The following is a 22,337-nucleotide window of genomic DNA, read 5'->3' on the forward strand; positions in this document are numbered from 1 at the left end:
GCGCAGCCCCGGGCTGCCCCGCGATCAGCGGGCGTTGGTCGCTTCGACCGCGGAGTACAGGTTCAGTGGCGCGGCCGCCTTGGCCTTGGCTTCTGACTTGCCAAACACCTGCGTGAAGTTGGCCGTCACGTCGGTGATCGACAGTGCCACTGCGCGCAGCGTGTCGCCGCCAGACACTTCGGAAGAACGCACGCACACACGTTGGCCCGGCAATGCCGCGAGCAACAAAGCCGCGTCGTTGGGGCTGCCGGGCAAGCGAAGCAAGGCTTGCACTGTCGCTGTGCTCAGGCCCTGCAACGTCTGGCCGTTGTAGATGTAGGGGCCGTTCCATGTGTCGTTGGCCAGCGTGTCACCCGTGTCCAGGTTCTGCGACACCAACACCGGGTTGGAGCCCGCGCTGTTCGCCTCAGACAGCACCATCATCACCTTGCCGCCGCGCCAGGAAGCGCCGCCCGAACCGATCACCGTGCAGGAAATGGTGGCGAAGTTTTGAGACTGAATGGCGCCGGAGCTGATGTTCATCAACTCGGCATTCGCTTGTGCAGCCAACAAGGCTGCGGCCAGCGCTACTGCGACACGCGCACGTTTAAAAGCCATGAAGAGGCCCTCCCTTTGAAACAAATTTCTTACAACTACGGCGCGGTATGCGCCCTATGCACCCACCGAAACGCCTGGGCGCCCGGTCGGCTGCAGGGATGTTAGCGACCCAAAACGATGATTTCGTCACACACTGGTGTAACAACACGTTTTGACACAGGATCGCAGTTTGAAGGCTGCCCATCACATCAAGCGAGATCTGTTGGGCTTCAGCGCACATCGCGGTAACAAACGCACGCGCAAAGAAGCACTTGATGCGCGTCGCCCGTAAGCGGTTGCGCGCAATCGTTTTACTTTGCTCGCGCTGCACCACCTACACCGTGCCGCGCAGAGCCCCTTTGTGCGCACATTCAATTAACATAGAATGGCACTTGTTTCGCTTGTCTTTCGCTACAGGGCCGACGCACGCTCGGCCCGATGGAGCTGTTAGCTTGCTTGCCATCGCCCGCTTCCACCCTCGCCTGCTCAACACGCTGAAAGGCTATGACCGGTCGCGCCTGGGCCAAGACACCGCCGCCGGCCTCACGGTGGGCGTGGTCGCCCTGCCGCTGGCGATGGCGTTTGCCATTGCGTCGGGGCTCAAGCCTCAGGCGGGGCTGTTCACGGCCATCATTGCGGGCTTTCTGATCTCGCTGCTGGGTGGCAGCCGGGTGCAGATTGGCGGGCCGGCGGGTGCGTTCATCGTCATCGTCTACGGCATCGTCGAGCGCTACGGCGTGGGCAACCTGATCATTGCCACAGCGCTCTCGGGCGTGCTGCTTTTTCTGATGGGGCTGTTCAAGCTGGGCACGCTGGTGCGCTTCATCCCCGTGGCGGTCATCATCGGCTTCACCAACGGCATCGCGGTGCTGATCGGGCTGTCTCAGGTGAAGGATTTCCTGGGCCTGAACATCGCCAAGATGCCGGGCGATTTCTTCGGCATTCTGGGGACGCTGTGGGCGCATCTGCACACGCTCAACCCCTGGGCGCTGGGCGTGGCCGCGGCTTCGCTTGCAATCGTGGTGGCCTGGCAGCGCTGGATGCCCGCATTGGGCCCGCGCCTGTCCTTCACCGGCAAGCTGAGCGTGGTGCCCGGTTCCATCGTGGCGCTGGTGCTGGCCACCACCGTGGTCGGCGTGTTTCAGCTGCCGGTGGAAACCATTGGCAGCCGCTTTGGCGGCATTCCGGCGGCGCTGCCCGCCTTCACGCTGCCCAATTTCAGCTGGGAATCGGCGCGCTTTCTGCTAATGCCCGTCATCACGCTGGCGCTGCTGGGCGCCATTGAATCGCTGCTGTGCGCGCGCGTGGCCGACGGCATGATCGGCGACCGGCACGACCCCAACCAAGAGCTGATGGCCCAGGGCATCGCCAACTTCGTGACGCCGTTTTTCGGCGGCATGCCCGCCACCGGCACGATCGCGCGCACCGTCACCAACGTGAAAAGCGGCGCCACCAGCCCCATCGCGGGCATCGTGCATTCGGCCGCGCTGCTGCTGGTGATCCTGGTGGCGGCGCCGCTGGCCGCGTCCATCCCGCTGGCCACGCTGGCGGCCATCCTGATGTTCGTGGCGTGGAACATGGGCGAATGGCGCGAATTTGCCCGCCTGAAAAGCTACCGCATGCCCTACCGGGTGACGCTGGTCGCGGTGTTCTTGCTGACGGTCATCTTCGATCTGACGGTGGCGGTGGAGTTCGGCATCTTCGCCGCCTGCCTCACCTTCATCTACCGCATCTCCAGCCTGTCGCGGGCCGAGCGGCTGTCTGAGGCCGACTACCCCACGCTGGGCGACCTGGGCGACCGCGTGCAGGCGTGGCGCCTGTACGGCGCGCTCTTCTTCGGCGCGACCAAGCTGGTGGAAGCGCTGGAAGACCACCTGCCCGCGCAGGCCTTGGTGATCGACCTGAGGAACGTGATCTACGTCGATTCCACCGGCGCCGAGGCGCTGGAAAGCCTGGTGGCCGCGTGCCGCAAGCAGCGCGTGCGGCTGATCGTGGCGGGCCTGGTCGGCCAGCCGCACGACATTGCCGCCCGCATGGGGCTGCTGGCGGCGTTCACGGCGCAGTCGCCCGATGACGTGCAGCCCAACGTCCACGCCGCCATTGCGCTGGCGGTGACGAACGCGCCGCCGGCCTAGGCCAGGCGCCCCGGTCGGCGCTCAATTGCTACCACTTTAATAGCTACCGGCGCTCTACCTGCCTGCGCTGGCGCCTTTTATTTCACTCGACCACGGCGCTGGCGGCATCCTGAGGGCGCATCGTCCGCCGATTCGGCGTGCGTCTGATTCGCAGCGCGCTCATGCAGCGCACGCTCACTCTCGGGCGTGGGCGGCACGCGCTGAATCTTGGGCAAGTCGGCCACCCGGTCGATCTTCAGGTCGGTGTCGTCGGGCGCGCGCAGGCCGATGCGGGGCAAGTGGGCGACGTGGCTCAAGGACAGGCTGCCGCCGGTCATCTCTATATCCAGCGCGCCCACTTCGCCAGCGTTGACTGTTACGTGATTTGCCGCTGCCGTTTCGCCCGAACAGGCTGTATATGCCCGGCCCGGCCACGCGCACGTTCAGGCCGTCGTACAGCGGCTGGCGGGCATACGCAAAGCGCAGATCCTGGATGTGGAGAACGTCGCGCAAGGCCGATCAGCCCCCGCCGCGCATGTCCGGGCCATCCGGATCGGGGCCGATTTCGGTGCGGATGACGCGGTAATCGGGCGAGAAGACGACGTTAAAGCCCTTTTTCTCGCTGGGCGGCTCCAGAAACTTCCACGTCCAGACGATTTCGTTCTGCAGCTTGTAGGGCACCTGCTTGGCGGGTTTGCCCAGCATGCGGCGCACGTCTTCCACGCCCATGCCCGGCTGCACGCGGCGGAAGTTGTCGGGGTTGAGCACCTGGCGCAGCGCGCTCATCTTGCCGTCCGGGCCGATGGTGATCATGTAGTTCTGCACGCCCGCGGGCTGGCGGTTGTATTCGAACGTCTTGGCGCCGCCCGCTTCGGGCCACACGCGCTCGGGCTGGCCGAAGCGCTGCACCACGTCCGCCTCGGTGGAAACGCCCTCCTCCAGCTCTTTGATGGCCTGCGGGTCGCAGGCGCCCAGGCCCAGCGCGGCGCCCAGCAGGCCGTACAGGCCCAGCGCGCGCAAGCGGCGGGTGAAGCAGTTCATGGTGGCTACCTCCCGGTAAAATGCCCAGACCGTCCTGTTACGCGCCAAGGCCTTTCGGCGCCGACCAAGACTTCATCGATTCCTGTCTGCGAGTTTATGTCCATCGCCAACATCTTCCGCCGCCCGCACTACCTGTCGGACACCACGCAGTTCATCAACGACCTGAAGCAGACCAAGCCCGACCTGGACCAGCGCCAGCGCCAGGGCCGCGCGCTGCTGTGGGACAAGCAGATCGACCGCGACCTGCAGGAAGAATTCAGCGAAGCCAGCGTGCCGCAAAAGCCCTACGTGTACCAGACGGCGCCCAGCCTCTGAGCCAGGCGCTTCACAAGCCCAATCTGCCGCCAGCGCACGTCCTACCTGCGCCGGCAGCTATTTAATTCATAGCCAAACGTGTCTTCCGCCGATACCGATTCGCTGCTGGCTGGCGACGCGCAGGCGCCGCTGCCCGAGGTGGTCGATCACGTCGCCGTGGCGCGGCTGTATGGCGAGCCGCTGTTTGCGCTGCCGACCGATCTGTACATCCCGCCCGACGCGCTCGAGATTTTCCTGGAGGCGTTTGAAGGCCCGCTGGATCTGCTGCTTTACCTGATCCGCAAGCAGAACTTCAACATCCTCGACATTCCGATGGCCGCCGTCACGCGGCAGTATTTGAGCTACGTCGACGAAATTCGCAGCAGAAACCTGGAATTGGCCGCCGAATACCTGCTGATGGCGGCGATGCTGATCGAAATCAAGTCGCGCATGCTCCTGCCGCCCAAGAAGACGGCCGACGGCGAAGAGGCCGAGGACCCGCGCGCCGAGCTGGTGCGCCGCCTGTTGGAATACGAGCAGATGAAGCTGGCCGCCGCGCGCCTGGCCGAGGTGCCGCAGTTCGGGCGCGACTTCCTGAAAGCGCAGATTTACGTCGAACAGTCGCTGCAGCCGCGCTTTCCGGACGTGGCGCTGGCCGACATCCAGCAGGCCTGGGCCGACATCCTAAAGCGCGCCAGGCTGGTGCAGCACCACAAGATCCGCCGCGAAGAGCTGAGCGTGCGCGAACACATGTCGATGGTGCTCAAGCGCCTGCAGGGCCGGCGCTTTGCCCCGTTTGAAGAGCTGTTCGACCCCAGCAAGGGCGCGCCCGTGCTGGTGGTCACGCTGATCGCGCTGCTGGAGCTGGCCAAGGAAAACCTGGTGGAAATCACCCAGGCCGAGGCGTTTGCGCCGATCTACGTGCGCCTGGCGTTCACGCCGAACTGAGGCGCTGCGGCATGCGGGCGCCCGCGATCCGGCACCGCCCGGGCGCGCATGGGCAGCGTCAGCGTCATGGGCAGCGGCCGGGGCCGCGCGGCCTTTGGTGGCCCCTTGTCCTGCGTCGCCTTGGCTGAACCCGCTGGCGGCTTTGCATGTCCCATCGCCCTGGGGCCCAGGTGCAGCCAGCGCCAGCAGCTATCATTTTCATACCCCCAGCGTCGGCGGACGCCCGGGAAGCCCCCCCCGCAGGCTGGCCCATGGGGCCAACGGCAGGCTTGCACGCTGCGCGCCAGCCTGCGGGACATCCGCCAGCGCAGAGGCCTACTAGACTTGCCGGCACCGCCGCCCTCGCCGCGGCCCCAAGGAGACCGATGAGCCCCAGCCCCACCCCGACCACCGCCGCCCACTCTGCGGCCCCTGGATCGCCCTACGGCACGCTGCCGCCCGCGTCGCCGCTGCCGCAGCGCCGCCCGGTCAGCCTGCCGCGCCTGGCGCAGATGCGCGCATCCGGCGAGAAGATCACCATGCTGACCGCGTACGACGCCACGCTGGCGGCCGTGGCGGACGCCGCGGGCGTCGAATGCCTGCTGGTCGGCGATTCGCTGGGCATGGTCTGCCAGGGCCTGCCCAGCACCGTGGGCGTGACGCTGGAGACCATGCGCCACCACACCGAAAGCGTGGCGCGCGGCCTGCACCGCGTGCAGGGCACGGCCTGGCTGATCGCCGACCTGCCGTTTGGCAGCTACCACGAATCGCCCGAACAGGCCCTGCGATCGGCCACCGTGCTGATGCAGGCCGGCGCGCACATGGTCAAGCTCGAAGGCGGGGGCTGGACGGCACCCACGGTGCGCTTTCTGGTCGAGCGCGGCATTCCCGTGTGCGCCCACCTGGGCCTGACGCCGCAGACCGTGCACGCGCTGGGCGGCTACCGCGTGCAGGGCCGCGGTGAGGCCGCCGCCGACACCCTGCGCCGCCACGCGCTGGAGTTGCAGGACGCCGGGGCCGCCATGATGGTGCTGGAGATGGTGCCCGCCGCCTTGTCGGCCACGCTGACGCAGGCGCTGGCGCAGTGCGCCACCATCGGCATCGGCGCGGGCCGGGGCACGGCCGGGCAGGTGCTGGTGATGTACGACATGCTGGGCGTGAACCTGGGCAAGAACCCCAGGTTCGTGCGCAACTTCATGCAGGACGCGGGCAGCGTGCGCGGGGCGATCGAAGCCTATGTGCGCGCCGTCAAGGACGGCAGCTTTCCGGACGACGCCCTGCATGCGTGGTGAGCCGCGGCACCTGCGCGCGCAGCGCGGTGCAACGCATCGAGCGCAAGCCGTTTGCTATTATGAAAATAGCTATATCCGCAACACAGGCAAGCGCCGCAGCCGTTTTTCACGTATTTTTTCCGCCTTAGAAAGAGCCCAGCCACGTGCCCAGCGCGATCACCACCGACAGCGCCAGCAGCGGCCCGACGATGGTGACGGCGGCGATGTTCAGGTAGGCCTGGCGGTGCGTCAGCTTGCAGATCGACAGCAGTGTGATGATGGCGCCGCAGTGCGGCAGCGTGTCGAACACGCCGGCCGACATGACGGCCACGCGGTGCAGCAGGTCGGGGCTGATGCCCGCGGCGTCGGCCATGCGCAGGTAGTCGTCGCCCAGCGTCTGCAGGGCGATCGACAGGCCGCCCGACGATGAGCCGGTGATGCCCGCCAACACGTTCATGGCCACCGCCTCCGACACCAGCGGGTTGGACGAGATGTTGAGCACCGCGTCGCGGATGACCACGAACCCGGCCAGGCTGGCGATGACGGCGCCGTAGCCCACCTCGGACGCGGTGTTGAAGATGGGCAGCATCGAACCCAGCACGCCCTTGTTCACCGTCTGCTGCAGGTGCGCCCAGCGGCCCAGGCGCAGCACGAGCAGCGCCGCGCAGGCGGTGACCAGCGCGATGATCAGCGCCCACAGGCCGGTGCGCTGGCGGGCCACCAGGCCGTCAAAGCGCTGGTCCAGCGCCGACAAGTCCATCGCCGGAAACACGAAGTAGGTGAACAGCGCGTTGACGCCGATCACCAGCACCAGCGGCAACCACGCCAGCAGCAGCGGCATGGGTGGCGGGGCGTTGGGTGTATCGCTGCTGGCGGCGGCCAGTTCGGCGGCCTCGGCGTCGTCCTCATGCTGGCCGTAGCCCTCGCCCAGCGCGCGAGCGCGGGCCTGCCGCGAGCGCAGCCACGCGATGCCGATGGTGGCAATCAGCGCCGACGCGATCAGCCCCAGGCCCGGCGCGGAAAAAGTGGTGGTGCCGTAGTACGGGATGGGAATGGCGTTCTGGATGGACGGCGTGCCGGGCATCGCCGTCATGGTGAAGGTGAACGAGCCCAGCGCGATGGCCGGCGCCAGCAGGCGCTTGGGGATGTCGGCCGAACGGAACAGCGAGCGCCCGATGGGGTAGATGGCGAACGCCACCACGAACAGCGACACGCCGCCGTACGTCAGCACGGCGCAGGCCAGCACCAGGGTGACGATGGCGTGGCGCGGGCCCAGGCGGCGCTCGATCCACTGCGCGATGGCGGTGGCGGCACCCGAATCGGCCATCAGCTGCCCGAACAGCGCCCCCAGCAAAAACACGGGGAAGTACGAGACCACGTAGCCGCCCAGCGCACTCATGAAGGTTTCGGTGTACGCCGGCAACAGGTGCCCCATCTCGCCCGACAACACCACCGCCAGCGCGGCCAGCACCGGTGCCAGCAGCAGCACGGTGACGCCGCGGTACGCCAGGTACATCAACAGGGCAAGAGACAAGACAATGGCCAACGTACTCATCGGTCGGTAATTTCCTTCAAGTGCAGGCGAATCGCCGCGTACTGGCGCGATTCTGGTTAACCGACGAGTATAGGGTTTACCCCTGGACACATCTCGAGGCGCACGAACGGCCAGCTATCAGCGCACAGAAGCCTGGGAGGCATGGGTCGGGGCAGCCAACGCGCGTCAGCTACCGTCCGTCCGGATCGGGCCGACAGGCGCCCACGCCGCACGACTGGCCACACAATAGGCCCATGCTGATCGCCCATTCCATCCCCGAGCTGCGCCACCTGCTGCGCCACGCCCAGCGCCCGGCTTTCGTGCCGACCATGGGCAACCTGCACGACGGGCACCTGGCCCTGCTGGCCAAAGCGCGCGAGCTGGGCGACGTCAGCGTGGCCAGCATCTTCGTCAACCGGCTGCAGTTCTTGCCGCACGAGGATTTCGACAGCTACCCGCGCACCCAGGCAGACGACGAGGCCAAGCTGCGCGCCGCAGGCTGCGACGTTCTGTTCGCCCCGCGCGAGACAGATTTGTACCCCGAGCCGCAAACCTTCAAAGTGGTGCCCGACGCAGCCCTGGCCGACCTGCTCGAGGGAGAATTCCGCCCCGGCTTTTTCACCGGCGTGTGCACGGTGGTGATGAAGCTCTTCAGCGCCGTGTTCGCTGGCAAGCCCGAAGGCGTGGCGGTGTTCGGCAAGAAGGATTACCAGCAGCTGATGGTGATTCGCCGCATGGTGCAGCAGTTTGTGCTGCCCATCGACATCGTCGCCGCCGACACGTCGCGCGCCGAGGACGGGCTGGCCTTGTCGTCACGCAACCGCTATTTGTCGGCCGACGAGCGCGCCCAGGCGCTGCAGCTGGCGCAGGCGCTGCGGGCGCTGGGCACGCAGGCTTTGGCGGCGGGCCATTCGCCAGCGGGCACGCCCGCCAGCGCGCTGGCCGAGCTCGAATCCGCCGCCTTGGCGCAATTGAGCGCCCAGGGCTGGCAGCCCGACTACCTGACGGTGCGCCGCCGCAGCGACCTGCTGGCGCCCCAGCCCGGCGACGGCGACGGCGCCGGCAGCCTGGTGGTGCTGGGCGCCGCCCGCCTGGGCAGCACGCGCCTGATCGATAACCTGGAGATCTGAAAGGCCGCCCCGCTCAGCCGCGCCTGGCCGGCACGACTGCGCGCAGGGCCGCTTTCAGTGCGGCTTGCTAACCAGCAGGTGGCAGACGGCGCCCGGCGCCAAGGTCAGCCCGGCGACGCAGTGCGGCGTCTGCATCGGGTCGCGGTCGGTGTGGCCCGGCTTGAGGGTGACGCCGGTGATGAGCAGCGCCTGCTCGGCGGTGTTGCGCACCTCGTAGTCGGCCATGAAGTCGAAAAAAGCACTGTCGAGCGACGCCACGTAGGGGATGTCGGCGGTGCCGCCGGTGGGGCTGTCCAGCAGCACGTTGTTGCCCGGTGCGCCCTGGGCGACGGCCGGCGCGCTCCAGCCGGCGGCCGCCAGCAGCGCTGCGCCCAGCAGGCCCGACGCGCCCAGCCCGAGCAGCGCCCTGTGCGAGCGCCCCAGGCGCCAGGCCAGCGGCACCATCAGCAGCGACAGCAAGCCCAGTCCCCAGGGTGCCAGCGCCGGCACCGACTGGGCAGAGCCGGCCAAGACGTATTGGATGCTGCCCACGGGCGGCAGGGCCTGTGCCCACGCACTGCCTGTGAATGCGGCCGCAGGCAGGGCCGTGAAGCAGGCGGCCAGGGCATGGCGGACGTTGGTGATTCGGGTCATGGTGATGCGGTAGCGGTGCGGTATGAATAGGCAAGAACACACGCTCTGGCGCCGGTGCAGCGGGCGCCACAAGCTATCAAAATCGAAGTGAAATGCGGGGCACTGCCTCAGCGCATCAACATGAAGCAGACGCTGATTCCCTCGTTGGGCATGAAGCCATTGCCCAAATCCACCTCCAGCAGCAAATCGATAGGCGTGCCGCGCTGAACGGTGGCAGGCAGGCTGCGGCCGGTGATGGCGCGAACGTCCAGCAGCACGGTGGAATTCAGCCCACCTGGCGGCGTGTTGAAGAAGATGAAGTACGCGCGCTTCGTCGCGCCATTGGGGCTGATGGCGGGGTTCACGTTGTAGCCGCTGCCGCTGACCAGGCTGGCCGGCGCAAAGGGGTTGAAGCCCGCATCGTTCACGGTAAAGCAGCCGTGGCGCACGGCCGAGACGCCGGCCAGGGCGCCCTGCGGGCCCGTCGGGCCGGTGTCGCCCTTGGGCCCCTGCGGCCCCTGCGGCCCCTGCGGGCCTGGGGCGCCTTGCAAGCCGCTGGCCCCCGCCGCGCCGGTAGGGCCCTGCGGACCTTGAGGACCCTGTGGGCCTTGCGCCCCCTGAGGCCCGGTGGCGCCCGCGGCCCCGGGTACGCCCGCATCGCCCTTGGGGCCAGCGGGGCCGATGGGACCCGCCGGCCCCGCAGCGCCCTGGGGCCCGGCCGCGCCCGTCGCGCCGGTGTCGCCCTTGACGCCTTGGTCGCCCTTGGGCCCGACGGCCGTCAACGGGCTGCAGCGGCCAAGGGTGCCGGCGGCGTCGTGGCACACCACGCCGGTGCCCGCAGCGGGCGTGGCCGGCAGCCCAGGCAGGCGCACGTCGCCCGAAGGCCCTACCTGCAAGGCAGGGCTGTTGGGTGCCGACTCGATCACCACCGCCCCGCCCGCGGCGGGGGTCAAGGTCATGTCAGCGGCGTACGCCGCGGGGGTCGCGCAGAGTAAAAGCGCGCCAAGGCGCAGGGGCAATCGGGATGGCATGGTGTTTTGGGGCTTAGTCCGATCGGGGTTGGCTGGGGTTGTGGGTTGCGCCGGCTGCACGAGCCGCCGCGCGGCGCAGGCGGGCGGCCCCAGCGGCCAGCAAGCTCGCCATCAGCGCGACCAGTGCCCAGGGCGCCACGGCGGGCACGGGTTCGACCCAGGCAACCGGGCCAGCCAGCCCCACCAGCGGGCAGCCCGGGCTGGGCGCGCGAAGCACCTGCCCACCGCCGCTGGCGCTGACTTGGCCGGCGGATGTCCAATCGGCGGCCAGCTCCAGCCGGCCGTCGTCCAGCGCCAGCGTGCCGGTGGTCAGCGTGGTGGCGTTGCGCACGGCGACCACGGCGCCGCCCGGCGCCAGGGTGATCGTGCCGCCGTTGATCACATCGCTGCAGCCCAGCGCGGCGGTGCCGCCGTTCAGGCGGGCCGCCGCGCCGGGTGGCAGCACCCAGTCCGCCAAGGCGGGCGGTGCGACCGCCAGCAATGGCAGCGTCAGCAAGGCGAGGGGCCAGCGGTGGGCAAGTATCAAAACAGCCTCCAGCGCTGGATACACATGGTCCCGCAGCTACTCGGTTGATAGCGTTCTCGGCGGTGGGCGAAGGTGCGGGGCATGCTTTTGAGGGGCGGCGTCGATGCGGTAACTTGACGAAGGCGCTGGAAACGAAAGTGCACATTCGACGTGCTTGCCGCCATGGTGCGGCGTTCGCGTGCCGCCGCTTGACTGCGCGTCTGCCAGACGCTTGACTGGGCGTTTGGCTGCCGGCGAGAGCCGCCCGGCGTCACACCGTTGAGCAGCTGCCGAGCTTGGCCCGTTCAGCGCTCAGCGGCCGGGTGGCGGCCCGGCACGGGTTTTGCGACCGCACGACCTCCACCATGGATTTGCTTTGTTTTTGATAGCTGCTTGCGCCGTTCGAGCCTGCGCCGCAAGCGCAATTGGCTTGAAGCTGTGCATCCAGGCGGACAGACCGGATGGCCCACACCGCCGCCCAGCACGTCTCGCGCGCAGCTGTGCTGGCCAGGCCGGCGGCGTCGCGGCGCAGCGTTCACCCGGCCCGCGCCCAGGCTCGGCGGCATGTTTTGATCGGTGCGCGCATGGCTAGAGCGCGACGAGCCAGTCGGCGTATTCCACCGCCGCGTCTGCCGCCAGGGGCTGCGGGGGCAAGCCTTGGGCGCGGGCTGCCTCGGCCATGGCACGCACTTCGCTGGGGGCGCGGCCAAAGGCGCTGCGAAACGCACGGCTGAAATGCGCCTCGCTGGCAAAACCCAGTCGCGCGGCCACTTGCGCCACACGCAGGTGGCGGTGCGCGCAGGACGACAGCAGCTCAAAGGCGCGCTGTAGCCGGCGCTGCTGCACGTAGCGGGCCACCCCGCCCAGCGGCTCAAACAGCTGGTACAGCCGGTGGCGCGAAATGCCGAAGGCGCGGCACAGCACTTCCGGCGTGAGCGGCGCGCCCAGGCTGCGGCCGATGTGACGCTGGATGCGCCCCAGCGTGACGGCCTGCACCTCGGCCTGCGCCTGCGCGAGCGTGCGCTGGCTGGGGCGCAGGCAGGCCGCAAGCATCTGCGTGGTGGCGCGCACCACGTCCTCGGCCTGGTGCTGGGCGATGGCAGGCAGGCGGCGCTGCAACGCGGCCAGGTGATCCGCCAGCAGGCCACCGAAAACGCTGTCGGCGCGCAGCACGGCGCCGTGCAGGCTGGCGGCCGCCGGCCCGCCCAGTGCGGCATCGCCCAGGGCGCGCGGCACGATCAGCGACAGCACGTGCGAGCCTTGCGCCACCGTGTTCTGGGTGCGCGCCATGTCGAACACCACCACGTCGCCGCTGCCCACGCGCAGCTCATCGCCCTCATCGCCATACTGGCCGGCAAAGCCGCCGCTGCGGTACCACTGCACCAGGTAGTGGTCCAGGCCGTCGTGCGCCGCGCGTGGGCGGCTGCGGGCAAAACGCTGGGCGTCAAAGCGCAGATCGCCCAGCAGCAGCTGCCCCAGGTGCGTGGCTTCCACCTGGGCCTGAAAGTGGTTCAGCGGCGCCCCTGTGGCCAGCGGCGCCACGTCGAACACCACGGCGATGCCTTGCCGCCAGGCGTCAAAGCGCGCTTCGCCTGGCAGGTGCCGGGTGCTGAACACCGTGCTGGGCAAGGGCTGTGCGGGCGGGGCGGCGTGGCGGGCCGGGCGCATCAGGGCCTCGCGCGGACAAGGCGGCACGCGCAGCCTGTGAGGGGCACGCCGTGCAAGACGCCTTGGCGCAAGGCCCATCGCCCAAGCCCTACCCGCGGCGCGATGGGGCTGCCGGCGTGCCGGCGCTGCACCACGAAAGCGGGCTGGATGGACATGGCGAAACCTGCAGGAAGGCGTGAATCGAACGGGTGTCCGGGCGTGCTGGGTGGTGCTGGCGCGGCGCTGACCCGCACGGTGTGGGCCAGGCGCCGGGGCGAGATCATACGGCGATCCGGCGCGGCGGTCACGGTGCGCGAGCGCGCCTGCCGAGCGCCGCAACGACGCGGCGCCACTCGGGTCTGCAGGAGCCTGGGTTCACATCACCATGATGCGTGGGCGTGCACCGGCCACAGCGACTTTCAATGGCTTGGGTCGGTTCGGTGCGGCCACTGAATGCGCGGCGCGAAAGCCCGCCAACGTCGTCGCAGGCAAGAGGCCGCCGAAGCTACAGCAGCTCGCCCTTGGGGTCGCGCCCCATGAGCGCGGCCACGGCCTCCACGGGCTTTAGCGCCCCGTCGAGCAGCGCCACCACGCATTCGGTGACGGGCATTTCCACGCCCAGGTGCTGCGCGCGCTGCCACACGGTGCGGGCGCTGTACACGCCTTCGGCCACGTGGCCAAGCGATTGCACGGCCTCATCCAGCGTGCGGCCTTCGGCCAGCAGCAGGCCGACCTTGCGGTTGCGGCTCAAGTCGCCCGTGGCGGTCAGCACCAGATCGCCCAGGCCCGACAGGCCGGTGAAGGTCTCTGGCCGCGCGCCGAGTGCCACGCCCAGGCGGGCGATTTCGGCCAGGCCGCGGGTGATGAGGGCCGCGCGCGCGTTCAGGCCCAGGTTCAGGCCATCGGCCAAGCCGGTGGCGATGGCCAGCACGTTTTTGACGGCGCCGCCCACTTCCACGCCCACCAGGTCGTCGTTGCCGTACACGCGCACCGTGGGGCCGTGCAGCGCTTCAACCATGGCGCGGCGCACGTCGGCGTCGCGGCTGGCGGCCACCAAGGCGGTGGGCTGGCCGCGGGCCACTTCCTGCGCAAAGCTGGGGCCGCTCAGGGCACCGGCACGCAAGGCGGGCGCCACTTGCCGCTGCACTTCGTGCGGCATCAGCCCGAAGGGGCGCGCGGCGCCGGTGTCGCGCACCGCCTCGAAGCCCTTGCACAGCCACGCGATGGGCACGTCGGTGCCCTGCAGCAACTCGAGCGTGGGGCGCAGCCCGGCAACGGGCGTGGCGATGATGATCAGGTCGGCCTGCGGCACGGCGGCGAGCAGGCCGTCGTCGGGCGCGCCGCCGCGCAGGTGCAATTCGCGCGGTAGCGGAATGCCCGGCAAGTAGCGGGCGTTTTCACGCGCCGCAGCCATGGCCTCGGCCTGCGCCGGATCGCGCGCCCACAGCACCACCTGGTGCCCGCCGGGGTTGCGCGCGGCGCTGACGGCCACGGCGGTGCCCCAGGCGCCCGCACCGATGACTATGATTTTCATAGCTGCTTGCGCTGACTGGACCTGCGCCCGAGGCCGATTTGGCTTGAAATTACTGCGTCAGCTGGGCGTTGCCGCCCTGCGATGCGGCCACGGCTTCCTGCTGCTGCTGGTACATGGCCTGGAAGTTGATCTCGGCCAGGTGCACGGGCGGGAAGCCGCCGCGCTGGATCAGGTCGGCCACGTTGCCGCGCAGGTACGGGTAGACGATCTGCGGGCAAGCCACGCCGATCAGGCCGCCCATCTGGTCTTCGGGCACGTTGCGGATTTCGAAGATACCGGCTTGCTGGCATTCGACCAGAAACACGGTCTTGTCCTGGATCTTGGTCTGCACGGTGGCGGTGACGGTGACTTCAAACACGCCGTCGGCCACGTTCTCGACGTTCACGCCCAGGTTGATGTCCACCGACGGCTGCTCTTGCTCGAGCAGGATGGCGGGCGAGTTGGGTTGCTCCAGCGAAGCGCCTTTGAGGTAAACGCGCTGGATGTTGAACACGGGATCCTGGTCAGCCATGTGATTTCTCGATTCAGGGAAAGATGGAAAAAGAATGCAGTTCGCCGCGCCGGCCTGCCCGGCTGCGCGTGGCGCGCAGGGCCGCCGCAAGGCGATGGCACGGCATTATCTCAGGGTGGCCCGGCGCTCAGGCCTGGCCGGCCAGCAGCGGATCGAGGCCGCCGCGCTGGTCCAGCTCGACCAGGTCGTCGTGGCCGCCCACGTGGGTGTCGCCAATGAAGATCTGCGGCACGGTACGGCGGCCGGTGATTTCCATCATCTTCACGCGCGCTTGGGGGTCCAGGTCGACACGGATTTCCTCGATCTCATTGACGCCCTTGCTGCGCAGCACCTGCTTGGCGCGAATGCAGTAGGGGCAGGTGCCGGTGGCGTACATCTTGACGGCTTGCATGCAGATTCCTTGGGGGTGATGTGAGCGGGCGCGCGCGGCGCTCACGCCTTCTCGATCGGCAGATTGGCTTCGCGCCAGGCCTTCAGGCCGCCGGACAGGGCATCGGCCTTGTCGTACCCCAGCTTGCGGGCCACGGCCACGGCTCGGCCGGCGCGCATGCCCGAGGCGCACACCAGCACCAGCGGCGTGGCCTTGTTCTTCACGGTGGTGGGCAGCTTGGCTTCCAGCTCGGCCAGCGGAATGTTCTTGGCGCCGCCCACATGCTCGGCGGTGTACTCGGCCGGGTCGCACACGTCGATCACCACGGCGCGCTCACGGTTGATCAGCTGCACCGCAGCGGCAGGCGAAATGCCGGCACCGCCGCCGCCCGTCAGCGAGGGCCACAACAGCATGCCGCCGGAGGCCAGCGCCACCAGGATCAGCATCCAATTTGCCAATATGAAGTTCACGTTCAAACGTCCTCAGAAGGTTTTGGGGTCAGGCCGGCAGGCCCAAACGCCCCCGCCAATTTCGGAAGGATTCTAGAATGCTCGGTTTGCGCCCGCCCTGGCGGCGCAAATGGCCCTCTCGTTTTGTGGCCCCGCGCCACGCGCACCCTCTGTCCCGCATGTACAAGCTCGTCCTGATCCGCCACGGTGAATCCACCTGGAACCTTGCAAACCGCTTTACCGGCTGGACCGACGTGGACCTCACGCCCACCGGCGTGGCGCAGGCCACCCAGGCCGGCCAGTTGCTCAAGGACGGCGGCTACGACTTCGACATCGCCTACACCAGCGTGCTGACCCGCGCCATCCGCACGCTCGACTTGGCGCTGGACGCCATGGGCCGCCGCTGGCTGCCCACCGTCAAGCACTGGCGTTTGAATGAGCGCCATTACGGCGCGCTGCAGGGGCTGAACAAGGCGGAAACCGCCAAGGAATACGGCGACGCGCAGGTGCTGGTCTGGCGCCGCAGCTACGACACGCCGCCGCCGCCGCTGGCGCCCACCGACCCGCGCAGCGAGCGGGGCGACCCGCGCTACGCCAAGCTGGCCCCGGAAGAAGTGCCGCTGACCGAGTGCCTGAAAGACACCGTGGCGCGCGTGCTGCCGCTGTGGAGCGAATCCATTGCGCCGGCCATCCGTTCGGGCAAGCGCGTGGTGATCGCCGCGCACGGCAATTCGATCCGCGCGCTGGTCAAGTACCTGGACGGCATCTCTGACCAGGACATCGTCGAGCTCAACATCCCCAACGGCATTCCGCTGGTCTATGAGCTGGACGACAACCTGAGGCCCATCCGGCACTACTATCTGGGCGACGCGCAGGCCGCCCAGGCAGCGGCCGCCGCGGTGGCCAGCCAGGGCAAGACCTGACATGCGCGGGGCCGCAGCGCAATGGGCGCCCTGCGCCACGGAACTTGCAGCCCCGCACTCAACCCAAAGCTCTCTCCCCCTGTATATTGGGCGTTCGCACCCCAAAGTAGCTACACCATGAGTCAAAAAACCAAGATCGCCGGTTGGATTGCCGTGGGCGCCCTGGCCGGCGCACTGACCACCGTGTCGCTGCAAACCGTCGCGCGAGGCTCGCTCGCGCCCATGCCACTGGAAGAGCTGCAGCAGCTGGCCGCGGTGTTCGGCATGATCAAGTCGGACTACGTTGAGCCGGTGGATGAGAAGAAACTCATCACCGATGCGATTTCAGGCATGGTTTCCAGCCTGGATCCGCATTCGCAGTACTTCGACAAGAAGAGCTTCAAGGAATTCCGTGAAGGCACGACCGGGCGCTTCGTCGGTGTCGGCATCGAGATCACCCAGGAAGACGGCCTGGTGCGCGTGGTGTCGCCCATCGAAGGCTCGCCAGCCGACCGCGCCGGCCTGAAGCCTGGCGACTTGATCACGCGCGTGGACGACACGCCGGTCAAGGGCCTGACGCTGAACGAAGCCGTCAAGCGCATGCGTGGCGAGCCTGGCACGGCCGTGCGCCTGACCATCTTGCGCCGCGATGAGAACCGCACGTTCACCGTGACCATCACCCGCGAAGAAATCCGCACGCAGTCGGTCAAGGTCAAGATGGTGGAGCCGGGCTACCTATGGGTACGCCTGAGCCAGTTCCAAGAACGCACGGTGGACGACTTCGTCAGCAAGGTCGAAGACGCGTACAAGAAAAACCCGAACATCAAGGGCGTCGTGCTGGATTTGCGCAACGATCCGGGCGGCTTGCTGGATGCGGCCGTGGCCGTGTCGGCGGCTTTCCTGCCCGAAGGCGCGACGGTGGTGTCCACCAACGGCCAAATCGAAGAAAGCAAGGCGATCTACAAGGCCCGTCCCGAAGATTACATGCGCCGGCGCGGGGCCGATCCGCTCAAGCGACTGCCTGCGGCGCTCAAGACCGTGCCGATGGTGGTGCTGGTCAACGAAGGCTCTGCCTCTGCCAGCGAAATCGTTGCCGGTGCGCTGCAGGACCACAAGCGCGCCACCATCATGGGCAGCCAGACGTTCGGCAAGGGTTCGGTGCAAACCGTGCGCCCGCTCGGCCCAGACACGGCGCTGAAGATCACCACGGCGCGCTACTACACGCCGAGCGGCAAGACCATTCAGGCCAAGGGCATCGTGCCGGACATCATGGTCGACGACACGGCCGAAGGCAGCCCGTACGCCGTGCTGCGCATGCGCGAAGCCGATCTTGAGAAGCACCTGGTCGGCAGCGAGCCTGACAAGAAGGACCCTGTGCTGGAGAAAGAGCGCGAAGAGGCCCTCAAGCGCCTTGAAGCCGAGTCGCGCAAACCCGCCAGCGAGCGCCGCCTGCCGGAATATGGCAGCGACAAGGACTTCCAGCTACAGCAGGCCCTGGCCAAGCTGAAAGGCCAGCCGGTCAAAGTCAGCACCACGCTGGTTGAGCGCAAGGAACCGCCGAAAGACGAGGACTGAGCGTCTGCCGGGCCGCCGCCAGCGCGGGCCCGGCGCTCATTGGCCATGGACGATCGGCAGCTGCTTCGCTATTCCCGGCATGTCCTGCTGGATGAGCTGGGGGTTGAAGGCCAGCAGCGACTGCTGGACTCTCATGCGTTGATCCTCGGTGCGGGCGGCCTGGGCTCGCCCGTGGCGCTCTACCTTGCCAGTGCGGGCGTGGGGCACATCACGCTGGTGGATGACGACACGGTCGATCTGACCAACCTGCAACGCCAGATCGTCCACACCGAATCCCGCGTGGGCAGCCCCAAGGTCGAATCGGCGCGCGCCGCGATGGCGGCCATCAACGCCGACATCACCATCTCCGCCGTGCAGCAACGGGCAGATGCAGCGCTGCTGGAATCCCTGCTGCAGGGCGTCGATGTCGCCGTCGACTGCACCGACAACTTCGCCGCGCGCCAGGCGCTGAACCTGGCCTGCGTGCGCACGGGCACCACGCTGGTGTCTGGCTCGGCCATCGGCTTTGACGGGCAGATGGCTGTTTTCAATCCGTCCGACCCGGCTTCGCCCTGCTACGCGTGCCTGTTCCCGCCGTCGCAGGCCGTCCAAGAAGTGCGCTGCGCAACGATGGGCGTGTTCGCGCCCCTCGTGGGCATCGTGGGCACGCTTCAGGCTGCCGAGGCGTTGAAGCTGCTGAGCGGCATGGGCAGCGCGATGGTGGGCCGTCTGTTGATGGTGGACGTGCGGCGAACCGAGTTCACGCAGATTCGGATTGACCGCCAACCTGGGTGCGAGGTGTGCGGGTCTTCCCACCCAGCGGCGTAGGCGCACTCCTACAGGCAGGCCATGCACTTGCTGTCACGGGTCCGCTGCATGCGAACCTAAACTGAGTCAGCTCAAAAACATGTCGTGAAGGCCGCACGCGCGCGACACTCTTCCTGACGAATCCCAATGCCTGGCAACCGAACTGTGCGTACCTACATCGTTGAAGACAACCCGACCATACGGGAGAACCTTGTCGCAACATTGGAAGAACTCGGCGGCGTCGCGTCCATTGGGTTTGCCGAAACCGAAGAGCAAGGCAGCGGCTGGCTGACCAGCCCGGACGGCCAGTGGGATCTGGCCATCGTTGACCTTTTCCTCAAGCAAGGCAGCGGGCTGGGCGTGATTCAGGCATGCAAGGATCGCAACGCCCACCAGAAGGTGGTGGTGCTGACAAACTACGCCACGCCCGATATTCGCACTCGCTGCACCCAATTGGGCGTGGACGCGGTTTTCGACAAGTCAACGGACATCGATGCCTTGATCGAGTTCTGCCTGGATCTGCAGAACGGCTCTCGCTGACGCGTGGGTGGCGCACCGCTTAGAGCACCGTGCCGAGGCAAGACCGGCTTGGCCATGGCCCATTCCCACACGAATGGGCACATCCACCGGCCACCCAACTTCAATCGATCAAGTTGTTCTTCAGCGCGTAATAGGTCAGGTCGCTGTTCGAGCTCAAACCCATTTTCTCCATCAACCGGGTGCGGTACGTGCTGACGGTTTTCACTGACAGCGACAGCGCATCCGCGATGTCTCCGGCTGTCTGCCCTTTGGCCAGCTTCAGGAACACCTGAAACTCACGCTCTGACAAATGCTCGTGCGGAAGCGCATCGCTCTTGCGATTGAGCTGCTGGGCCAGCAATTCAGCCACCGTCGGCGTGATGTAGCGCTTGCCCAGCGCAATGGTGCGGATCGCCTCGACGATTTCGCCCGGATCACATTCCTTGTTCAAGTAACCGCTGGCGCCCTGGCGAATCAGGTTCATCGCGTAATGCTCTTCCGGGTAACCGGAAAGAATAAGGATGCCGACGTCCGGCGCCTTGGCGCGAATCATGGCCAGTGCGTCAATGCCGCTTTGGCCCGGCATGGACAAATCCATCACCAGCACATCCAACTCGGTGGTACGCACCAAGTCAATCGCCTCGCGGCCGCTGGCGGCCTCACCTGCCACACGCAGATCTACGTGCTCGGAAAAAAACTGCTTCAACCCCGATCGGACAATCGCATGGTCATCCACAATACCTACTCTGATCATCACGCCTCCGGGAATGCTAAGGGCCGCGACCAGCGCGGCGGGTTTCATACTGGGGTATCTTAGTCGCACCCCACCATGTCACTGAAAACCTTTTTCAACCGCCCCAGCCCATCCAAGCCTGGTCAGATGAGCCGCCGCATGCGGGCGGCGCTGGTCGTCGGTTTTGTCGCCGCAGGTGCCATGCTGCTGATCAACGAAAGCGCCCACACCCAGACCGCGTCGATGCTGCAGTCCGTGCGCGTGTCCAGCGAGCTGCTGCGCACCGTGAATTCGCTTCTGCGCGAGCTGGCCATGGCCGAATCGGCGCAGCGCGGCTATGTGCTGACCGCCGACACCGCTTATCTCGCGCCGTACCGCAGATCCAAGGACGAGGTGCAGAAGTACGTGCGCCAGCTCGATGGTGCGGTGGCACTGGATGCCGATATGCGCGAGGAAGCCAGCGATCTCACCAAGGCCGTGGCGCAGAAGTTTGGCGAGATGGATCTGGTGATTCGCCTGCGCGGGCAGAACAAGACCGATGCCGCCAATTTCGTGGTGAGCACCAACGTCGGCCTGGACGAAATGCAGCGCACGCGCGCGCTGGGCGCCCAGCTGATCGAGTCCGCTTCCGAGCAAGTGGTGGACAACCGCGTAGAGATCTTTCGCCTGCTGAACGTTACCCGCTTTGGGCTGGCGGCGGGCATTCTGGCGGCGCTTTTCGCGTTCGTGCTCTATACCCAGCAAACGCGCCAGATGCAGCGCAACGACGAGGAATACAACCGCTCACTCGAGGCCGAGCGCGATGCGCTCGAGTCGCAGGTGCAAGAGCGCACCAGCCGCCTGACCGAGTTGGCCACCCACCTGCAGCATGCGGTCGAGGACGAGCGCGCGCACCTGGCGCGCGAGCTGCACGACGAGCTGGGGGCCCTGCTGACCGCCGCCAAGCTGGATGTGGCGCGCCTCAAGTCGCGCCTGCCCGGCGATTCGCCCGAGCTGGCCGACCGCGTCAAGCACCTGACCGAAACACTCAACCAGGGCATCGCCCTCAAGCGGCGCATCATCGAAGACCTGCGCCCGTCCTCGCTGTCGAACCTGGGGTTGATGGCTTCGCTGGAAATCCTGCTGCGCGAATTTGGCGAACGCTCGCACATCGAGATGGAAAGCGCGCTCGAGCCCGTCACCTTGAACGACACCAGCGACCTGACCATCTACCGCGTCGTTCAGGAATCGTTGACCAACATCGGCAAATACGCGCAAGCCAAGCGCGTGACCGTCACGCTGAAAAATTACGTGTACCACGTTGAGTTGTCCGTCACCGACGACGGCATCGGCTTCAACCCTGGGCTGACGCCCCACGCCTCGCATGGGCTGGTGGGCATGCGCCACCGCATCGAGGCGTGCGGTGGCCGCCTGGACGTAACCTCGGCACCGGGCCAGGGCACGCGCATCACAGCGACCATCCCACGGCAGCAGCGCAAGCCGCAGGGCGAGCTGGCCAGCGCCATGGACGACATGCACATGTCATCCGATTCCTACACGAACGACGCGCAATCCCGCACAACGGTCGCGGGCTGAGGACGATGCCAACGCCCGGTGAATCGGCTAACCTATCACTTAGCCTGCGCAAGCCTCCACAAAGGCACAGCGCTCAGCAATCGATTCCAAACTTTCACGAAAGAGCACACCATGCCATCCAGCAAAGCTGAAGACACTGTCAACCAACTGGCGGACGACGCTGCCACGGCCACCGAGCGCCTCGCGGACAAGGCCGAGCGCGGCGTGGAAACCGCTCGCACCCTGGCGAACGATGCACTGGACAAGGCCGATGCCAAGGTGCGCACGCTGCGTGACGACATCCGCCCGGCCATTGACGCAGTGTCGTCGCGCGTGCAGGACATGGCCGCACGCGGCAAGGCTGCCGCCGCCCAAACACGCGAGCAGACCCGCGAAAAAGTCAACGAGTACGCTGACCGCACCAGCGCCTACGTGCAAGATCAACCTTTGAAATCCATGGCCATCGCCGCTGCAGCCGGCGCCCTGGTGGCGCTGCTGCTGGGCCGCCGCCGCTGATTCTTTAAAGAGAATCATCCTCCAGCGCTGGTGTAATCAGCGCTGGCAGCTATCATTACGATAGTAGATCAGCATTTGAACAAATAGGCCGGTTACCGGCCTATTTGTTTTGGTGATTGCGCTGACGAGCGCCGCCAGCCCACCCGCTCCTATCCTTGTGCGGCTCCCCCTATGAGTGGCACCGGCACGCTGCTGACCGCGCGCCC

25 protein-coding genes are annotated in these 22,337 nt (G+C 67.2%); 12 read left to right on the plus strand and 13 right to left on the minus strand.

Going from position 1 to position 22,337, the window contains the following annotated elements; translation table 11 throughout:
• Positions 1 to 24 precede the first annotated feature (24 nt).
• The gene (locus C6570_RS16555; protein WP_123812285.1) at positions 25 to 597 is read right to left on the minus strand and encodes a hypothetical protein; all 573 of its coding nucleotides are present in this window, start codon (positions 595 to 597) and stop codon (positions 25 to 27) included.
• A 431-nt stretch (positions 598 to 1,028) separates the two neighbouring features.
• On the opposite strand from C6570_RS16555, the gene C6570_RS16560 reads away from it, so the two are divergent.
• Positions 1,029 to 2,711 (plus strand): SulP family inorganic anion transporter, encoded by a 1,683-nt coding sequence (locus C6570_RS16560; protein WP_106704198.1) that lies wholly within the window; start codon positions 1,029 to 1,031, stop codon positions 2,709 to 2,711.
• Positions 2,712 to 2,788: 77 nt separating this feature from the next.
• Here C6570_RS16560 and C6570_RS16565 read toward each other — a convergent pair whose 3' ends face one another.
• Positions 2,789 to 3,028 carry a hypothetical protein gene (locus tag C6570_RS16565; protein WP_123812286.1) on the minus strand — a complete coding sequence of 80 codons (240 nt, stop codon included), beginning with the start codon at positions 3,026 to 3,028 and terminating at the stop codon, positions 2,789 to 2,791.
• Between the two features lie 181 nt (positions 3,029 to 3,209).
• The gene (locus C6570_RS16570; RefSeq protein ID WP_106704200.1) at positions 3,210 to 3,731 is read right to left on the minus strand and encodes an outer membrane protein assembly factor BamE; all 522 of its coding nucleotides are present in this window, start codon (positions 3,729 to 3,731) and stop codon (positions 3,210 to 3,212) included.
• Between the two features lie 96 nt (positions 3,732 to 3,827).
• Here C6570_RS16570 and C6570_RS16575 point away from each other — a divergent pair, with 96 nt between their 5' ends.
• From C6570_RS16575 to panB, 3 genes are all read left to right on the plus strand, one after another.
• Complete coding sequence (locus C6570_RS16575; RefSeq protein WP_106704201.1) at positions 3,828 to 4,046, plus strand: DUF3460 family protein; 219 nt, start codon at positions 3,828 to 3,830, stop codon at positions 4,044 to 4,046.
• Positions 4,047 to 4,124: 78 nt separating this feature from the next.
• Positions 4,125 to 4,973 (plus strand): segregation and condensation protein A, encoded by an 849-nt coding sequence (locus C6570_RS16580; RefSeq protein WP_106704202.1) that lies wholly within the window; start codon positions 4,125 to 4,127, stop codon positions 4,971 to 4,973.
• Positions 4,974 to 5,338: 365 nt separating this feature from the next.
• On the plus strand, positions 5,339 to 6,244 hold the full coding sequence (gene panB, locus C6570_RS16585; RefSeq protein WP_106704203.1) for a 3-methyl-2-oxobutanoate hydroxymethyltransferase: 906 nt from the start codon (positions 5,339 to 5,341) through the stop codon (positions 6,242 to 6,244).
• 124 nt (positions 6,245 to 6,368) lie between these two features.
• On the opposite strand, the gene C6570_RS16590 is transcribed toward panB, so the two are convergent.
• On the minus strand, positions 6,369 to 7,778 hold the full coding sequence (locus tag C6570_RS16590) for a GntP family permease (protein WP_106704204.1): 1,410 nt from the start codon (positions 7,776 to 7,778) through the stop codon (positions 6,369 to 6,371).
• Between the two features lie 233 nt (positions 7,779 to 8,011).
• Here C6570_RS16590 and panC point away from each other — a divergent pair, with 233 nt between their 5' ends.
• On the plus strand, positions 8,012 to 8,887 hold the full coding sequence (gene panC / locus C6570_RS16595; protein ID WP_106704205.1) for a pantoate--beta-alanine ligase: 876 nt from the start codon (positions 8,012 to 8,014) through the stop codon (positions 8,885 to 8,887).
• A 54-nt stretch (positions 8,888 to 8,941) separates the two neighbouring features.
• Here panC and C6570_RS16600 read toward each other — a convergent pair whose 3' ends face one another.
• The 4 genes from C6570_RS16600 to C6570_RS16615 all read right to left on the minus strand — a co-directional run bounded on the left by C6570_RS16600 (position 8,942) and on the right by C6570_RS16615 (position 12,703).
• Positions 8,942 to 9,520 (minus strand): midcut-by-XrtH protein, encoded by a 579-nt coding sequence (locus tag C6570_RS16600; protein ID WP_106704206.1) that lies wholly within the window; start codon positions 9,518 to 9,520, stop codon positions 8,942 to 8,944.
• Positions 9,521 to 9,627: 107 nt separating this feature from the next.
• Entirely contained in the window at positions 9,628 to 10,458 is an 831-nt protein-coding gene (locus C6570_RS18515; RefSeq protein ID WP_281260842.1) for a collagen-like domain-containing protein, read from the minus strand.
• Positions 10,459 to 10,543: 85 nt separating this feature from the next.
• The gene (locus C6570_RS16610; protein ID WP_106704208.1) at positions 10,544 to 11,026 is read right to left on the minus strand and encodes a hypothetical protein; all 483 of its coding nucleotides are present in this window, start codon (positions 11,024 to 11,026) and stop codon (positions 10,544 to 10,546) included.
• Positions 11,027 to 11,623: 597 nt separating this feature from the next.
• Positions 11,624 to 12,703, minus strand: a complete 1,080-nt coding sequence (locus tag C6570_RS16615; RefSeq protein ID WP_106704209.1) for a helix-turn-helix domain-containing protein — start codon at positions 12,701 to 12,703, stop codon at positions 11,624 to 11,626.
• A gap of 50 nt (positions 12,704 to 12,753) precedes the next feature.
• Between C6570_RS16615 and C6570_RS18520 the strand changes: the two genes are divergently transcribed.
• Positions 12,754 to 12,882, plus strand: a complete 129-nt coding sequence (locus C6570_RS18520) for a hypothetical protein (protein ID WP_281260843.1) — start codon at positions 12,754 to 12,756, stop codon at positions 12,880 to 12,882.
• A gap of 305 nt (positions 12,883 to 13,187) precedes the next feature.
• Here the strand turns inward: C6570_RS18520 and C6570_RS16620 are convergent, their stop codons facing one another.
• The 4 genes from C6570_RS16620 to C6570_RS16635 all read right to left on the minus strand — a co-directional run bounded on the left by C6570_RS16620 (position 13,188) and on the right by C6570_RS16635 (position 15,567).
• Positions 13,188 to 14,216 carry an NAD(P)H-dependent glycerol-3-phosphate dehydrogenase gene (locus C6570_RS16620; RefSeq protein WP_106704210.1) on the minus strand — a complete coding sequence of 343 codons (1,029 nt, stop codon included), beginning with the start codon at positions 14,214 to 14,216 and terminating at the stop codon, positions 13,188 to 13,190.
• Between the two features lie 49 nt (positions 14,217 to 14,265).
• Positions 14,266 to 14,727 (minus strand): protein-export chaperone SecB, encoded by a 462-nt coding sequence (secB, locus tag C6570_RS16625; protein ID WP_106704211.1) that lies wholly within the window; start codon positions 14,725 to 14,727, stop codon positions 14,266 to 14,268.
• Between the two features lie 127 nt (positions 14,728 to 14,854).
• The gene (gene grxC, locus C6570_RS16630; protein ID WP_106704212.1) at positions 14,855 to 15,118 is read right to left on the minus strand and encodes a glutaredoxin 3; all 264 of its coding nucleotides are present in this window, start codon (positions 15,116 to 15,118) and stop codon (positions 14,855 to 14,857) included.
• Positions 15,119 to 15,159: 41 nt separating this feature from the next.
• Positions 15,160 to 15,567 (minus strand): rhodanese-like domain-containing protein, encoded by a 408-nt coding sequence (locus C6570_RS16635; protein ID WP_106704768.1) that lies wholly within the window; start codon positions 15,565 to 15,567, stop codon positions 15,160 to 15,162.
• Between the two features lie 158 nt (positions 15,568 to 15,725).
• Between C6570_RS16635 and gpmA the strand changes: the two genes are divergently transcribed.
• From gpmA to C6570_RS16655, 4 genes are all read left to right on the plus strand, one after another.
• Positions 15,726 to 16,469 (plus strand): 2,3-diphosphoglycerate-dependent phosphoglycerate mutase, encoded by a 744-nt coding sequence (gene gpmA, locus C6570_RS16640; protein ID WP_106704213.1) that lies wholly within the window; start codon positions 15,726 to 15,728, stop codon positions 16,467 to 16,469.
• A gap of 117 nt (positions 16,470 to 16,586) precedes the next feature.
• Positions 16,587 to 18,023 carry a S41 family peptidase gene (locus C6570_RS16645; protein WP_106704214.1) on the plus strand — a complete coding sequence of 479 codons (1,437 nt, stop codon included), beginning with the start codon at positions 16,587 to 16,589 and terminating at the stop codon, positions 18,021 to 18,023.
• Between the two features lie 45 nt (positions 18,024 to 18,068).
• Positions 18,069 to 18,830: a HesA/MoeB/ThiF family protein gene (locus tag C6570_RS16650; RefSeq protein WP_106704215.1), complete on the plus strand. Its 762-nt coding sequence runs from the start codon at positions 18,069 to 18,071 to the stop codon at positions 18,828 to 18,830.
• A gap of 144 nt (positions 18,831 to 18,974) precedes the next feature.
• Positions 18,975 to 19,349: a response regulator gene (locus C6570_RS16655; protein ID WP_245896229.1), complete on the plus strand. Its 375-nt coding sequence runs from the start codon at positions 18,975 to 18,977 to the stop codon at positions 19,347 to 19,349.
• A gap of 100 nt (positions 19,350 to 19,449) precedes the next feature.
• On the opposite strand, the gene C6570_RS16660 is transcribed toward C6570_RS16655, so the two are convergent.
• Entirely contained in the window at positions 19,450 to 20,082 is a 633-nt protein-coding gene (locus tag C6570_RS16660; protein WP_106704769.1) for a response regulator, read from the minus strand.
• A gap of 75 nt (positions 20,083 to 20,157) precedes the next feature.
• Between C6570_RS16660 and C6570_RS16665 the strand changes: the two genes are divergently transcribed.
• Both C6570_RS16665 and C6570_RS16670 read left to right on the plus strand, forming a co-directional pair.
• On the plus strand, positions 20,158 to 21,636 hold the full coding sequence (locus C6570_RS16665; RefSeq protein ID WP_245896230.1) for a sensor histidine kinase: 1,479 nt from the start codon (positions 20,158 to 20,160) through the stop codon (positions 21,634 to 21,636).
• A 111-nt stretch (positions 21,637 to 21,747) separates the two neighbouring features.
• Positions 21,748 to 22,131, plus strand: a complete 384-nt coding sequence (locus tag C6570_RS16670) for a glycine zipper domain-containing protein (RefSeq protein ID WP_106704217.1) — start codon at positions 21,748 to 21,750, stop codon at positions 22,129 to 22,131.
• The last annotated feature ends 206 nt before the right edge of the window (positions 22,132 to 22,337 follow it).

This window comes from Ottowia oryzae, from assembly GCF_003008535.1.
GTDB classification, from domain to species: domain Bacteria; phylum Pseudomonadota; class Gammaproteobacteria; order Burkholderiales; family Burkholderiaceae_C; genus Ottowia; species Ottowia oryzae.